This window comes from Virgisporangium aurantiacum (assembly GCF_016863635.1).
Classification (GTDB): domain Bacteria; phylum Actinomycetota; class Actinomycetes; order Mycobacteriales; family Micromonosporaceae; genus Virgisporangium; species Virgisporangium aurantiacum.
Map to the genome: position 1 here is coordinate 206923 of NZ_BOPG01000027.1, position 15112 is coordinate 222034.

General features: G+C 70.9%; 13 protein-coding genes. 7 read left to right on the top strand and 6 right to left on the bottom strand.

Features of this window, described 5'->3' with window-relative positions; all coding sequences use genetic code 11:
- Window positions 1–9: 9 nt before the first annotated feature.
- From kdpB to Vau01_RS22250, 5 genes are read left to right on the top strand one after another with little or no spacing between them, the layout of a single operon-like run.
- On the top strand, window positions 10–2103 hold the full coding sequence (gene kdpB / locus Vau01_RS22230) for a potassium-transporting ATPase subunit KdpB (protein WP_203995940.1): 2094 nt from the start codon (window positions 10–12) through the stop codon (window positions 2101–2103).
- A complete protein-coding gene (locus Vau01_RS22235) occupies window positions 2103–2990 on the top strand; it encodes a potassium-transporting ATPase subunit C (protein ID WP_203995941.1) in 888 nt (295 codons plus the stop codon). Before kdpB ends, Vau01_RS22235 begins: the two co-directional genes overlap by 1 nt.
- 50 nt (window positions 2991–3040) lie before the next feature.
- The gene (locus Vau01_RS22240; protein ID WP_239151770.1) at window positions 3041–3811 is read left to right on the top strand and encodes an ABC transporter ATP-binding protein; all 771 of its coding nucleotides are present in this window, start codon (window positions 3041–3043) and stop codon (window positions 3809–3811) included.
- A gap of 9 nt (window positions 3812–3820) precedes the next feature.
- Window positions 3821–4582, top strand: a complete 762-nt coding sequence (locus tag Vau01_RS22245; RefSeq protein WP_203995944.1) for an ABC transporter permease — start codon at window positions 3821–3823, stop codon at window positions 4580–4582.
- 17 nt (window positions 4583–4599) lie between these two features.
- A complete protein-coding gene (locus tag Vau01_RS22250) occupies window positions 4600–5382 on the top strand; it encodes a helix-turn-helix domain-containing protein (protein ID WP_203995945.1) in 783 nt (260 codons plus the stop codon).
- Here the strand turns inward: Vau01_RS22250 and Vau01_RS22255 are convergent.
- From Vau01_RS22255 to Vau01_RS22280, 6 genes are all read right to left on the bottom strand, one after another.
- A complete protein-coding gene (locus Vau01_RS22255) occupies window positions 5379–6083 on the bottom strand; it encodes an ABC transporter ATP-binding protein (protein ID WP_203995946.1) in 705 nt (234 codons plus the stop codon). The two genes, Vau01_RS22250 and Vau01_RS22255, sit on opposite strands and share 4 nt — an antisense overlap.
- Entirely contained in the window at window positions 6064–6837 is a 774-nt protein-coding gene (locus tag Vau01_RS22260) for an ABC transporter ATP-binding protein (protein ID WP_203995947.1), read from the bottom strand. Before Vau01_RS22260 ends, Vau01_RS22255 begins: the two co-directional genes overlap by 20 nt.
- A 23-nt stretch (window positions 6838–6860) precedes the next feature.
- On the bottom strand, window positions 6861–7850 hold the full coding sequence (locus Vau01_RS22265; protein ID WP_203995948.1) for a branched-chain amino acid ABC transporter permease: 990 nt from the start codon (window positions 7848–7850) through the stop codon (window positions 6861–6863).
- Window positions 7847–8737, bottom strand: coding sequence for a branched-chain amino acid ABC transporter permease (locus tag Vau01_RS22270; protein ID WP_203995950.1), 891 nt, complete (start codon window positions 8735–8737; stop codon window positions 7847–7849). The genes Vau01_RS22265 and Vau01_RS22270 overlap by 4 nt, the downstream gene beginning before the upstream one ends.
- Before the next feature lie 5 nt (window positions 8738–8742).
- Window positions 8743–9954 carry an ABC transporter substrate-binding protein gene (locus Vau01_RS22275; RefSeq protein ID WP_203995952.1) on the bottom strand — a complete coding sequence of 404 codons (1212 nt, stop codon included), beginning with the start codon at window positions 9952–9954 and terminating at the stop codon, window positions 8743–8745.
- 163 nt (window positions 9955–10117) lie between these two features.
- Complete coding sequence (locus Vau01_RS22280; protein WP_203995954.1) at window positions 10118–11932, bottom strand: S9 family peptidase; 1815 nt, start codon at window positions 11930–11932, stop codon at window positions 10118–10120.
- A 228-nt stretch (window positions 11933–12160) separates the two neighbouring features.
- Here Vau01_RS22280 and Vau01_RS22285 point away from each other — a divergent pair, with 228 nt between their 5' ends.
- Together Vau01_RS22285 and Vau01_RS22290 are read left to right on the top strand one after the other, a co-directional pair.
- Window positions 12161–12898: a hypothetical protein gene (locus Vau01_RS22285; RefSeq protein WP_203995956.1), complete on the top strand. Its 738-nt coding sequence runs from the start codon at window positions 12161–12163 to the stop codon at window positions 12896–12898.
- A 129-nt stretch (window positions 12899–13027) separates the two neighbouring features.
- Complete coding sequence (locus Vau01_RS22290; RefSeq protein WP_203995958.1) at window positions 13028–15106, top strand: M14 family zinc carboxypeptidase; 2079 nt, start codon at window positions 13028–13030, stop codon at window positions 15104–15106.
- Window positions 15107–15112 lie beyond the last annotated feature (6 nt).

Below are 15112 nucleotides of genomic sequence, written 5' to 3' on the forward strand. Positions count from 1 at the left end.
AACCCGCACATGTCCGCAACCACACTTCTGGACCCCGGGCAACTGCTCCGTTCGACGCCGGACGCGCTGCGCAAGCTCAACCCGACGACGCTGTGGCGCAACCCGGTGATGTTCATCGTGGAGATCGGCTCGGTGTTCACCACCGTCCTGGCGATCGTCCACCCGACCGTGTTCGCCTGGATCACCACGATCTGGCTGTGGCTGACCGTGGTCTTCGCCAACCTGGCCGAGGCGGTGGCCGAGGGCCGGGGCAAGGCACAGGCCGCGACGCTGCGCCGGGCCAAGCAGGACACCGTCGCCCGCCGCCTGACCGGCTGGACGCCCGGCGCGGACGGAACCGTGGAGGTACAGGTCCCGGCGGCGGAACTGCGCCTCGGCGACGTCGTGGTGGTCGAGGCCGGGCAGGTCATCCCCGGCGACGGCGACGTCGTCGAAGGCATCGCCAGCGTCGACGAGTCGGCGATCACCGGCGAGTCCGCACCGGTGATCCGCGAGTCCGGCGGCGACCGGTCCGCGGTCACCGGCGGCACCCGGGTGCTGTCCGACCGGATCGTCGTGCGGATCACCCAGAAGCCGGGGGAGAGTTTCATCGACCGGATGATCGCGCTGGTCGAGGGCGCCAACCGGCAGAAGACCCCGAACGAGATCGCGCTGAACATCCTGCTGGCCGCGTTGACGATCATCTTCGTGCTCGCCGTCGCGACCCTGCAGCCGCTGGCGATCTTCGCCAAGGCGCAGAACCCGGCCGCCCCGGACACGCAGGCCCTGACCGGCTACGGCGTCACCGGGATCGTGCTGGTGTCGCTGCTGGTCTGCCTGATCCCGACGACGATCGGCGCGTTGCTGTCGGCCATCGGCATCGCCGGCATGGACCGCCTCGTGCAGCGCAACGTCCTCGCGATGTCCGGGAGGGCGGTCGAGGCCGCCGGTGACGTCGACACGCTGCTGCTGGACAAGACCGGCACCATCACCCTGGGCAACCGGCAGGCGAGTGAGTTCATCGCGATCGACGGCGTGTCCACGGCCGACCTGGCCGACGCCGCACAACTGTCCAGCCTGGCCGACGAGACCCCGGAGGGCCGGTCGGTCGTCGTCTACGCCAAGACCGGGCACGGGCTCCGCGAACGCACCACCGGTGAACTCGGGCACGTCACCTGGATCGAGTTCAGCGCGCAGACCCGCATGTCCGGCGTCGACCTCGGCGACCGGAAGATCCGCAAGGGCGCCGCGACCGCGGTCATGACCTGGGTCCGCGACAACGGCGGGCATCCCACCGACGACGTCGGACCCATCGTCGACGGGATCAGCGCCTCCGGCGGCACCCCGCTGCTGGTCGCCGAGCACCGCGACGGAAAGCCGGCCCGCGCGCTCGGCGTCATCCACCTCAAGGACGTGGTGAAGGCCGGCATGCGGGAACGGTTCGACGAGATGCGCCGGATGGGGATCCGCACCGTGATGATCACCGGGGACAACCCGGCCACCGCGCGGGCCATCGCCGCCGAGGCCGGCGTCGACGACTTCCTCGCCGAGGCCACCCCCGAGGACAAGATGACCCTCATCAAACGCGAACAGCAGGGCGGGAACCTGGTCGCGATGACCGGCGACGGCACCAACGACGCCCCCGCCCTCGCCCAGGCCGACGTCGGCGTCGCCATGAACACCGGCACCTCGGCGGCGAAGGAGGCCGGCAACATGGTCGACCTCGACTCCGACCCGACCAAGCTCATCGAGATCGTGGAGATCGGCAAGCAGCTACTGATCACCCGGGGTGCGTTGACGACGTTCTCCATCGCCAACGACGTCGCCAAGTACTTCGCGATCATCCCGGCCATGTTCGCCGCCGTGTACCCGGGCCTGGACAGGCTGAACATCATGCGGCTGGACAGTCCGACCTCGGCGATCCTGTCGGCGGTCATCTTCAACGCGGTCGTCATCGTGGCGCTGATCCCGCTGGCCCTGCGCGGGGTGCGTTACACACCGAGCAGCGCGGCGACGTTGTTGCGCCGCAACCTGCTCGTCTACGGCGCCGGCGGCATGATCGCCCCGTTCGTCGGCATCAAGCTCATCGATCTTTTCATCCAGTTCGTCCCGGGGATCTCGTGATGCGACTACCGCAGTGGCTCTCCCAACACCTCGCCGCGTTGCGCGCGCTGCTCGTCCTGACCCTGCTCCTCGGCGTCGCCTACCCGCTGGCGATCCTGGGCGTGGCACAGCTTCCCGGCCTGTCGGCCAGGGCCGCCGGGTCACTGATCAGATCCGGCGACGCCACCGTGGGCAGCGCGCTCATCGGCCAGTCGTTCACCGACGCCACGGGCGATGCGCTGGTGCAGTACTTCCAGTCGCGGCCGTCGGCCGCCGGTGACGGCTACGACCCGACGTCCACCGGCGCCTCCAACCTCGGCCCGGAGAGCGTCGTCGACGTCCTGCCCGACCCCGCGGTCGCCGGCGACGAGGGCACGCCGAGCCTGCTCACCCAGGTCTGCGCGCGCAGCAGAGCGGTCGGCGACCGGGAGGGCGTGGACGGGCGCCGTCCGTACTGCACCCCCGCCGGGGTCGGCGCGGTCCTCGCCGTGTTCCACCGTGACGGCCTCACCGGGCCGGTCACCCGCGCGGTCAGCCTCAACGAGGCGTGCCCCGCGCCGCCGTTCGTGTCCCGCTACGCCGGGGTGAGCGTCGAGTGCGCGAGATCCGGAGCGGACTACTCCCGCGGCGTCGTGACCCCGGTCCGGGGTGACGCGCCGGCCTCCCCGGCGGTGCCGCCGGACGCGGTCACCGCCAGCGGCAGCGGCCTCGACCCCCACATCAGCCCCGCCTACGCGCGGATCCAGATCGCCCGGGTGGCCCGGGAACGCGGCGTCGACGCCGCGGCGGTGCGCGCCCTGGTGGACAAACACACCACCGGGCGGGCGCTGGGCTTCCTCGGTGAGCCGGCGGTGAACGTCGTCGAGCTCAATCTCGACCTGGACAGGCGCTACCCGTACGACAAATAACGACGTCGGGCTTGACCCTGACGCAGCGTCAACCCTCCATGCTGGCTGCCATGGCAACCGATCAGGTTCCGGGCCCCGCGATCCACGTGCGGGGCCTGGAGAAGTCGTACAAGGACCTGCGTGTGCTCCGCGGCGTCGACCTCGAGGTGGCGCGGGGCAGCGTCTTCGCCCTGCTCGGCTCGAACGGGGCGGGCAAGACGACCGTCATAAGGATCCTGTCGACGCTGCTGCGGGCCGACGCGGGGACCGCGCGGGTCAACGGCTTCGACGTCGCGACGCAGGGCGCCGACGTCCGCGGGTCCATCAGCCTGACCGGACAGTTCGCGGCCGTCGACGAGATCCTCAGCGGCCGGGAGAACCTCGTCCTGGTGGCCAGGCTGCGGCATCTCGAGGACCCGGGCACGATCGCGGACGACCTGCTGACGCGCTTCTCGCTGACCGAGGCGGCCACCCGGCGGGTGGCGACGTACTCCGGCGGGATGCGCCGCCGCCTCGACATCGCGATGAGTCTCATCGGGAGCCCGCCGGTCATCTTCCTCGACGAGCCGACGACCGGACTGGACCCGGAAGCGCGCATCGAGGTGTGGCAGGCCGTCCGGAAGCTGGCCGAGGGCGGGACGACCGTGCTGCTCACCACCCAGTACCTCAACGAGGCCGAACAGCTCGCCGACCGGATCGCGATCCTGCACCAGGGCCGGATCATCGTCGACGGCACCCTGGCCGAGCTCAAGCAACTGCTGCCGCCCGCGACGGTCGAGTACGTCGAGAAGCAGCCCTCCCTCGAAGACGTCTTCTTCGCCGTCATCGGCGACAAGCAGTAGGGAACCTCCATGGCGACGCACTTCCTGGCCGACACCGCCGTCCTCACCGGACGGACCCTGCGCCACATCACCCGCAGCATCGACACCATCATCACGACCGCGATCACGCCGATCGCCATGATGCTGATGTTCGTCTACGTCTTCGGCGGCGCGATCGACACCGGCCCGGTCTCCTACGTGAACTACATGCTGCCCGGCATCCTGCTCATCACCATCGCGTCGGGCGTCTCCTACACCGCGTTCCGGCTCTTCAACGACATCCGGGGCGGGATCTTCGAGCGGTTCCAGTCCATGCCGATCGCCCGGTCGGGCGCGCTGTGGGCGCACGTGCTGACCTCGCTGGTCGCCAACGTGATCTCGCTCGTGGTCGTCGTCGGGGTCGCCCTCGTCATGGGCTTCCGCTCCGGCGCCGGAGTGCTCGCCTGGCTGGCGGTCGCCGGCATCCTCGTCCTGTTCACGTTGGCGCTGACCTGGCTCGCCGTCATCCCGGGCCTGACCGCGAAGACGGTCGACGGCGCGAGCGCGTTCGCCTACCCGCTCATCTTCCTGCCGTTCATCAGCTCGGCCTTCGTGCCCACCGACACCATGCCCGGTCCGGTGCGCGCCTTCGCCGACCACCAGCCGGTGACGTCCATCGTCAACACGATCCGCGCCATGTTCACCCAGCAACCGGTGGGCACCGGCATCTGGACCGCGCTCGCATGGAGCGGCGGCATCCTCGTCGTCGCGTACGTCCTCGCCACCCTGGTCTACCGTCGGAAGATCTCCTGAGCCGGCAGGATCAGAGCATGTTGACGATCAGCCAACTGGCGGCGTACGCGGGCGTCACGGTGCGCGCGGTGCGGCACTACCACCAGATCGGACTCCTGCCCGAGCCGGAGCGGGACGCGTCCGGCTACCGCCGGTACGGCGCGAAGGCGGTTGTGTCCCTGATCAAGGTCCGTACCCTCGCCAACGCCGGCGTGCCGCTGTCCCAGATCGGTCGCATGCTCCACGCCGACCCGGCGGCGTTCGCCGAAGCGATCCAGGCGATCGACAGCCACCTGCGCGAGGAGATCGAACGCCTGGAGACCAGCCGCAAGCAGATCGCCCAACTCGACGCCGGCGACAGCCTGGCGCTCCCACCGGAGGTGACCCACTACCTCGACCGCCTCCGGGAGATCGGCATGTCCGAGCGGTTGGTGGAGGGCCAACGGGACGGCTGGATCCTGATCACGGCCCGCTGGCCCGACCGCGTCAGCGAATGGATCCCGGGAAAGCTCGCCGAGCTCGAAGACCCGCAGGCCGTCCGGCTCTACCGCCTGCTCTCCGACCTCGTCGACTCCGACCCGGACGAGCACGACCCGCGCCTGGAGGAGGTCGCCGACCTCATGGCCGCCATGGCCCAGCGGGCGTACGACGCCGGCGAGGCCGACTACGGCGACGCGGCACAGGACGACCTGCCGTTCGAGCTTCTCGACGCGCTCGCCGTCGAGATCGACCCGCGGGCGCAACGGATGATGGACCTGATGCGCGAACGTGGCTGGGGCCGCTGGACCCGGCTGGACCGGCTGCCGGACGCACCCGACTAGGTGGTGACGCCGAGGAGCCGGTGCGCGGTCTCCGGGTCGCGGCGGAAGGCCGGTGTGTCGGCCCGGTGTGCGACCGTTCCGCGGGCGATCACCGTGATGGCGTCGGCGACGCGGAAGACGAGGTGCAGGTCGTGTTCGACCAGGATCACCGCCACCCCGGACCGCGTGACGGCGTCGATGGTCTCGCCGATGCGGTCGACGACGGCCGGTGCCAGGCCCTCGGACGGCTCGTCGAGCAGCACGACGCGCGGCCCGGTGATGAGGGCCCGGGCGATGGCGAGCATCTGCTGCTCGCCGCCCGAGAGGTGACCGGCGAGCTGGTGCCGGCGTTCGGCGAGGACCGGGAACAGGTCGTTCAGCCGCTCGACCGTCCACAGTGGACTCGTCCGGCGGCGACCGGCGAGGACGAGGTGCTCCCGGACGGTGACGGTGGGCCAGATCCGGCGGCCCTGCGGGACGAGCGCGATCCCGGCCCGGGCGATCCGGTCGGGTCGCGCCCCGGCCAGGTCACGGTCGTCCAGCCGGACACTGCCCCGGGTCGGGCGCACCAGCCCCATCAGCGTGTTCAGCAACGTGGTCTTCCCGGCGCCGTTGCGCCCGAGGACGGCGAGCGTGCGGCCCGCCTCGACGTCGAGGTCGACGCCGTGCAGCACTTCGCCGTTGCGGTAGCCGGCGTGCAGGTCACGGACGCGTAGTGACATGGTCACCTCCGGGCGACGGCTCGGTGATGAACAGGTCGGCCCGCCGGGCGGTGCCGAGGTAGGCGCGTTGCACGTCGGCGCTCGCGCGGACCTCGGCCGGCGTGCCGGACATCAGCACCTTTCCCAGGTGCAGCACGGTGACCACGGTCGCCAGTTCGAAGACCAGGTCGAGGTCGTGCTCGACGAAGACCACGGTGATGTCGTCGGGGAGGGCGCGCAGCAGGTCGAGCAGGCGCGCGGTGCCGGCGGTCGACATGCCGGCGGCGGGCTCGTCGAGCAGCAGCAGACGGGGTTCGGCGGCGAGGGCGACCGCGACCTCCAACTGGCGGCACTCCGCGTAGGACAGCGCGTCGGCCGGGTCGCCGGCGCGATCGGCAAGCCCCACCCGGGCGAGGAGTTCGTCGACGCGCGCCGCCCAGGCGGGTCGTCGGTGGGGGACGGGCAGCCACGGCCGGCCCCGGCGTCGCTGGACCGCGAGCGCGACGTTGTCGGCCACGGTCTGGCTGCCGAACAGGCTGGACTGCTGGAACGTCTGACCGATCCCCAGCCAGGCCCGCCGGGCCTCGGGAGCGCGGGTGACGTCGACGTCGCCGAGGTGGATGCGCCCGCCGCTGACCGGAAGGCCACCGGCGACGAGCCGCAGCAGGGTGCTCTTGCCCGCGCCGTTGGGACCGATGAGCGCGTGCCGGGCGCCGCGGGCCACGCTCAGCGTGACGCCGTCGACGGCGCGCAGGGCGCCGAACTCGCGGCTCACGTCCTCACACCGCAGAACGTCGCTCACCGCTTCGCCCGCCATCGACGCGCCACCGGTAGCCCACGGATACCCGCCACCCCGCGGGGCATGGCGAACACCACGGCGATGAAGACGAGTCCCAGCACGAGCGGCCCGTGGCCGTCGAGGCTGGAACCGAGCGAGTCGCGGACCAGGATCACCAGGGCCGCGCCGACGCACGGACCCCAGAGCGTTCCACTGCCGCCGATGACGACGGCGAGCAACGCCAACGCCGACGTGGTGAACCCGAGATCCGCCGGGGTGACCAGCCGCTGCTGCGCGGCGAGCAGACCACCGGCGAGACCGGCGACCGCGCCGGCCGCCACGAACGCGGCGTACTTGTACCGGGCGGGGTCGTAGCCGATGGACCGCATGCGCGGTTCGTTGTCGCGGATGCCGCGCAGCGTCGCCCCGAACGGGGACGCCACGAGCGACCACAGCACGGCCACGCCGAGCAGGCAGCACGCCAGGACGTACCAGTGCAGGTACCCGACGTTGGTCAGGGCCTGCGAGCCGATCCGGACGGCCGGAATGCCGTACAGACCGTTGGATCCGCCGGTCACCGGTTCCCAGCTCTCGGCGACCTGCTGGATGACCTCGGCCAGCGCCAGGGTGAGCATCAGGAAGTACACCCCGCTGGTCCGGACGGCGACCGACCCCGCCGCGGCCGCCGCCAGCGCACCCGCCACGACCGCGGCCAGCAGCGGCACCGGTGCGGCCGGCGTCAGGTGGATGGCGACCCATCCGGCGGCGTACGCGCCGACGCCGAAGTAGGCGGCATGCCCGAGCGACGGCAGCCCGGTGAAGCCGACGAGCAGGTCGAGGCTCGCCGCCAGCAGCGCGAAGACCAGCATCCGCGTCAGCGTGGTGGTCGCGTACGGGGCGAGAAAGAACGGCGCGGCGGCCAACGCGGTCACCGCCGCGATCGCCACGCCACCGGACCGCCATCCCAACCGGGCGTGCGTCGGCCGGTACGCGGGCGCGGTGATTGTCATGACCGGTGTCCGCTCGGGGCGGCGGCCAGGCCGCGCGGACGGACCACCAGCACCAGCGCGAGGACGCCGAACAACAGGAACGACGCCAGGTCGGACAGCACGATCCGACCCGTCGACTCGATCTGGCCGATCAGCAGCGCGGCCACCAGCGCCCCGCGCACCGATCCGAGCCCACCGACCACCACGACCAGCAGCGCGAGGATGAGCATCGTGCTGTCCAACCCCGGGCGGGCGTTGTAGATCGGGCTGCCGAGCACGCCGGCGGTCACGGCCAGGACCGACCCGGCGACGAACACCCCGGCGCGCACCCGGCGGACATCGATGCCGACCGCGGCCACCATGTCGCGGTCGGCGACGCTCGCCCGCACCAACGCGCCCACCGGGGTCCGTTCGATCACCAGGTGGAGCGCGAGCGCCAGACCCGCGCCGACGCCGATGAGCGCCAGGCGGTAGGTGGGGTAGGCGTTGCCGACGACGGACACCGTGCCGTCCAGCCCGGGCGGCGGGTTCACCCCGCGGACGTCGTCACCGAACGCGGCCGACAGCAGCTCGGCCCCGACCAGCGCCACGCCGAGCGTGAGCAGCGCCTGCTCGAGGTGGGTGCGGCCGGCCAGCGGCGCGGTCAGCAGCGACAGGCCACCACCGGCCAGCGCGCCGACCGCGGCCGCCACGGCGAGGGCGGCGAGCCAGCCGATCCAGGTGGGGCGGTCGCCGACGATCGACCAGGCCAGGTACGCCCCGGCGAGGAACAGCGCGCCGTGGGCGAGGTTCAGCACGTCCATCATGCCGAAGACCAGCGACAGCCCGATCGCCACGATGAACAGCAGCAGGCCGATCGCCACGCCGTTGAGCACCGCGATCAGCCCGACGTCGACCCAGTTCCCCACGCTCCTCAGCCGGCCTGGCTCGACTCACCGAGGTCTTTCACGACGGCGTTGACCAGAGCGGAGCCCTGCTTCTCCACCTTGCGGAGGTAGAACTTCTGGGTGGGTGACTGACCGGTGAACCGCCACGGACCCCGCGGGCTGTCGTCGACCGTGCCGACCGCGCCCATCGCCGACGCCAGCGCGTCGCCGCCAAGCCCGCTGGTGACGCGCAGGGCCCGGTTGAGCACGTTTGCCGCGTCCCACGTCTGCACCGCGTAGACGGTGGGCGTGGCGTTGTACTTGCTCTGGTACGCGCCCCGGAACTCCTTGTTCGCGGCGTTGTCGAGCTCGGTGGTGTAGTGCAGTGACGTCTGCACCCCGACGGCGGCGTCGGCCTGTGCGGCCAGCACGCCGCCCTCGGTGAGGAAACCCGAGCCGTACAAGGGAATCTTGGCCGCGAGCCCGAACTGGGCGTACTGCTTGACGAACGTGACCGCCTCGGCCCCGGCGAAGAAGCAGTACGTCATCTGGGCGCCGGACGCCTGGATCTTGCTCAGCACCGGTTGGTAGTCCTGGGTCTTGCCGAACGCCGGCTTGTCCTCGCCGACCACGGTGCCACCCGCGGCCTTGAACGCGTTGATGAAGCCCGCGCTGGCCTCGGCGCCGGCCGCGTAGTCCGGTGCCACCGCGTACGCGGTGCGGCCCGGCCCGCCGAGGTGCGTTCCGAGCGGGGCGGACACCTGGGAGTTGGTGAACGAGGTACGCCAGATGTAGGGACTGCGGGAGGCGCCCGTGATGGCGTTGGCGCCGGCGTTCGACACCACCAGCAGCTTCTTCGCCTCGGCCACCATGTCCTTGACCCCGAGCGCCGTCGCCGAGTTCACGATGCCCACCAGGATGTCGACCTGGTCGCTCTGCAGCAGCTTCTGCACCGCCGGCACGCCGGTCTGCGGCGTCTCGCCCTCGTCAGCGGTCACCGTCGTGACGGTGTAGTTGCCGAACTTGCCGCCGTGGCGTTCGAGCCACAGGTCCCAGGCGCGTTTCATGTCGCCGCCGAGCGGCGTGTACACCCCGGCCTGCGGAATCACCAGACCGACCTTGACCGGCCCGCCGTGTGACGTCGACTCCTCGGCGTCGTCGCCGCCCACGCTGCTGCCGCAGGCACTCATGGCGGCCGTGAACCCGGCCGCGCCGAGGACACCGAGGAGATGCCGCCGGCTCACCGATGACTCGGCCATCTCTATCCTCCACGTTCCAGTTGTGGGGCGATCGCGGAGATTCATCGACACGGGGTCAGCCTTGGTCGGGCCTCATTGTCTACATGCGCGTGTCAGCCCGTCAAGCATTCATAGCATATTGATCGACGGATGGAGACGTCTGAATTCGGGGACACGACAACGGTTACGACACCGGTCGGGTCAGGTGCGCGATGAGGAACTCCGCGGCGTCGGAGCGGGCCCTGGTCTGGTTGGTGCGTTTGCCGAAGACATGGCCTTCGTCGGGGTAGATGTCGTAGCGGACCTCGACTCCACGGTCGCGGAGGCGTTGCACGATCTGGTCGCTCTCCTCGCGTGGCACTCGCATGTCGTTGGCGCCCTGGATGATGAACAGCGGTGCGGTGATCCGATCGGCGTGGGTGGTGGGGGATCGCGCGAGGAGGAATTCGGCGTCGGTGTCGGGGTCGCCGACGAGGATGGCGACCTGGGTGCGCCAGCTGGGTGGTTGGGCGCGGCTGAAGGTGAGCAGGTTGGCGGGGCCGCACCACGCGACGGCGGCGGCCCACCGGTGCTCGGGTAGTCGCGAGACGGCCGACAGCACGACGAAGCCACCGTAGGAGCGCCCGACGAGCCCGATCCGGTCGGGGTCGACCCAGGGTTGCTGTTTGAGGTGATCGACGACGGCGTCGAGGTCGTCGAGGTCGACTCCGCCCCAGTCGCGGTGGACGGCGGTCTGCCAGGCGAGGCCGTAGCCGAGTGAGCCGCGGATGTTCGGTGCGAGGACGGCCACGCCGTGGCTCACCAGGAATTGGAAGAGGCCGTCGTTGGAGTAGTCCGGCCGCTCCTGGACCGGTGGGCCGCCGTGGACGGCCACCACGACACCCACCGGTTCGGTGGTGCGCGGGCGGTACAGGAACGCGGGAACGGTGTGGCCATCCGGCGCCGGTATGTAGATCGCTTCCGGTTCCACGAACGTGGCCGGGTCTGCGGCCGGCCGGGCGTCGGTGAGCCAGCGGGTGGTGCCGGTGTGGCGATCGACGACGAGGACGTTGGTCGGACGGGTCGGCGTGGCCATCAGCATGATGATGGTGCTGCCGTCCGTGGACAGGGTCAGTTTCTGCGCGGCGCCGTCCGGCAGGGTGGGCGTCGGAAGATCGGATCCGGTGGTCAGGTCGCGGAGGCGCAGGTGTGATGCGCCGTCGGCGTTGACCAGCCACGCCAGGATGTGGCCGTCGCCGGAGAGGGCGACGTCTTCCACGTCCCAGGGTGGTGTGTCGAGCCAGGTCAGCGCGCCGGTGGTGGCGTCGAGAACCGCGAGTCCGGTCGCGTCGCTGCCGGCGCTGGTCAGCACGAGGACCCCGGACCCGTCCGGCAGCCACGGACCGGGCAGGTAGGCCGCGGTGTCCCCGGCCGGCGTGAGGCGCGTGAGGTGGCCGTCGTTCAGCGACAGCACCGAGATGACCTGGTCGGTCGTCGCGCCGCGCAGGTCGATGACGGTCAGGCGGGTTCCGTCGGGTGACCAGTGACCGGCGTAGACCCGGCCGCCGCCGGCGTAGACCCGGCGGACCTCGCCGGTTGGCAGGTCGCGGACGAGGACGTCCTGATCGGTGGGTGTGCGGTCGGCGCCGGCGTAGGCGAGGAGCCTTCCGTCGGGGGAGAACGGAGCTCCGAAGGCGGGCCGGAAGGTGACGTCGGGCGAATGGGTCAGTGCCGTGGTATCCCCGGTGTCGGCGTCGACGAGGTAGAGCTGGTGGTGTTCGTTGCCGTCGGTGTCGGCGTTGTAGAACAGCGAACGCCCGTCCGGATGCCATGCCACGTGCCACGCCGATTCGCCGAGGTCGCGGGTGAGGTGACGCGGCGGGCCGCCGTCGAGCGACTGGACGGCGACATGGAACTGCCCCTGCGCGTCGTCGATGTACGCCAACCGGGTGCCGTCCGGCGACAGCGCGAGCGCCGGCCGGAACCGGACGGTGGGCTCGAAGTCACGGTACTCAGCCATGCTGCGCATGCGAAGTCCAATTCGGGCAGGCTCGTCAGCGATTAACGCCAGTGAATGTCGACCGATCGTGATCCTAGACTGAACCGACGACCTGTGAAGGTTCCGTGGATGGTCTGGACGGCTCGGTTCCGGTGATCGAGACTCGGGCCGGTGGACGGGCCATTGCGTGAGCCGGCGGGATGGCGTGCGTCGGCAGGTATCGGTCTGGGGCTCGGGTCACCGGTTGCCGTGACGGTGCTGCTGTTCGCGGGCGCGGTCGCCGAGGACACGTTCGCCGCGGTGATCGTGTGGATGCTTCTCGTGCCTCCGCTGGCCGCCAGCATGGCGGGGGCGACCGTGTTGACGATCGATCGCCTGGGCTGGCCGCTCTGTCGTTGGTGGTGGGCGGTGGCCCTCGCGCCTGGGCTGGCGGCGGTGATGTTCGTCGGGACGCTTGTCGGCGGGCCGTACGGATCGACGCCGGAGCGGGCCGCCGGTTGGGCGACGGTTGCCGTTGCGATTTCGTGCGGTGTCGCCGTCGCTGCCGGTCGTCGGGTCTCGGTCTGGGTCCGGTTGGTGGCGGCGGTTGTGGCGGTGGGGGCGGCGCCGTCGATGGTGGGCTTCGACCACGCCTCGCAGCTTCGGTGGCGGGCGGCGGAGATGGCTGGGTTGCCGGCCGTCATGCCGGTGATCTCCGGCTATCGACCGGTGGCGGTGCGGTCAGACGTGAGTGCGTTGCAGGTTGACATGGCGGGCCCGGTCCGGCTTGTCGTGTGGATCGACCATTGCGTTGGCGGTTGCGTGGCTCGTGACGTGACCGCGGTCGGAACCCGGATCTTCGTGGCCGGCGGCTACGAACTGACGGTCTTCCAGGCCAACGGTGCCATCGACGTGCTGACCACGCTGCCCGGTATCGACGTGCGCGCCACGTCGCACCGTGAACTGGCTCGCCTGCCGCAGGCACCAAGCTACCGCTCGTACGACTGAGCAATGTGCCATGACGTGGACGAGGTAGATCACGGCGGGTCTGGTTGGGCGTCATCCGCAAATCCCTTGACTTCCCAGTGCCGATCGATTGCTGTGGATAGTGATCAATGTCGATCATTGGGAGGCGTCATGGCACTTCGACGATGGCGGCCGTCATGGGCCGGTCTGCTCGCTGTCATCCTTGTCGTCCCACCGGCGGCGATGGCCGGCGCGGTCCCGGCCGGCGCCGCACCGGCAACCGTCGCGGCCGACGAGGTGGCGCTCGTCCGCGTGCAACTGCCCACCGAGGCCATGTTCCACGAACTGGTGGCCGCCGGGGCGGACATCGCCGGCCGACCGCGCTCCACCAACGGCGAGGTGCGCGCCGACATCGTCCTCACCGGTGCCGAACTGTCGGCCCTCACCGCGCGTGGGGCGCGGACGGTGCAGGTCGTGCAGCGGGCCGGCGACGGCACCGCCCGCTACCGGGCCAGCGTTCGCGGCGCGCGCTCGGCCGCGGCCGCCGACACGCTGCACTTCCTCCAGGCCTACTGGTGGACGAGCAACGGCCGCACCTTCCTGCAGACCCAGGTCGCGACGACCGCCACCGACGACCCGGACGTCGAGATCACGGTCACCTGGCGCACGGCCGCCGGCGTCACCGGCTCGTTCGAGCTGTTCCGGTTCGAGGACGCCGACGAGTACCAGTACCACGTGGCCCTTCCGCAGGAGTTGCCGGCGCAGCCCGTCCAGGTCACCGCGGTGTCCAGCCTCGGCGGCACGACGCGGCCGACGCGTCCCGCCGCGTGGCCCGGCTCGGCCCCGCCACCGCAGCCGAGCGGATACCAGCGGGACTTCATCGACGCCTACGCCACGCCGCTGGACGTCCAGGCCCGGATCAGGCGGCTCGGCCGGCAGTACCGCGACCTGGTCGACGTCATCGACCTGCCGAACCGCACGCAGGGCTACCGGCGTACCGCCGCCGTGCACGTCGGCGACCCGGCCGTCGCCGCGATCGTGGTCGAGTCGGTGCGGTTCGGAGATCAGAACGTCAACGGCATCCAGGTGCGTACGGTCGACCCGGGCGCGGCCGACCGTCCACTGAGCGCGCGCTTCCGCGACCGGGTGCTGACGGTGTCCCTGGCCACCGACGCCGCCGGCACGACGATCAGCACCACCGACCAGGTGGCGGCACTCATCAATGCCCGGTTCCCGGACCGGTTCCGCGCGTTCGTCGAAGACGGCTCGACCGGGCTGCCGATGCCGCTCACCGGTCCGGTGACGCTCGACGACGGGTTGGCCGGCGACGCTCCACGGCGACCGTGGACGGTGCAGGCGCTGCGCATCGGCGTCCACCGCGACGGATCACGCACCGGTGTGCTCGTCTACTCGCAGGAGCACGCCCGCGAGTGGGCCACGCCGCTGGTGACGCTGGAGTTCGCCGAGCGGATGCTGGCCAACGCCCGCACCGACCCGGCCACCCGGCAACTGCTGGAGCGGGTGGACCTCTTCGTCATCCCGACGGTCAACCCGGACGGCGCCAACTACTCCTTCGCCGACTTCAACTTCCAGCGCAAGAACCTCGTCAACCACTGCACCGGAACCCAACGCGATCCGCGCCTGCGCAACTCCTGGGGCGTCGACGTCAACCGCAACTACGCCGTCGGTTCCCTGTTCGACGGCTACACCGGCGCCAGCGCCAACTGTCTGTCCGGCACGTTCGCGGGACCCGCCGAGCAGTCCGAAGCGGAGAGCCGCAACGTTGTCGCGCTCGCCGAGGCACACCGCAACATCAAGTTCTCGATGAACGTGCACAGCTACGGCGGCTACTTCATGTGGTCGCCGGGTGCGTACAAGGTGCCGGGACGGATCACGCTGCCCCGGCCGTCGATCGAGGAGGCCGCCTACTTCCTGAGCAGCGCCAAGCGGATCGTCGGCGCGATCGCGTCCGAGCGGGGGACGGTCACCTGGCCGTCGCAGACCGGGCCGGTGGCCGATGTGCTGTACTCGGCGGCCGGCAACTCGGCCGACCACCTGTACTACGAACTCGGCATCACCGCGTGGAACTTCGAGATCGGCAACGACCTCTGGAATCCGGAGACGGCCGAGTGGGAGGGCGTCGGCTTCCAACCGCCGTTCCCGGAGGCGCACGCCGAGGCGATGGAGTACGCCGGCGGACTCGTCGAGCTGATGCGGATAGCCGGCGAGTTCCCGGCCGACCGGGTCTGAGGCATT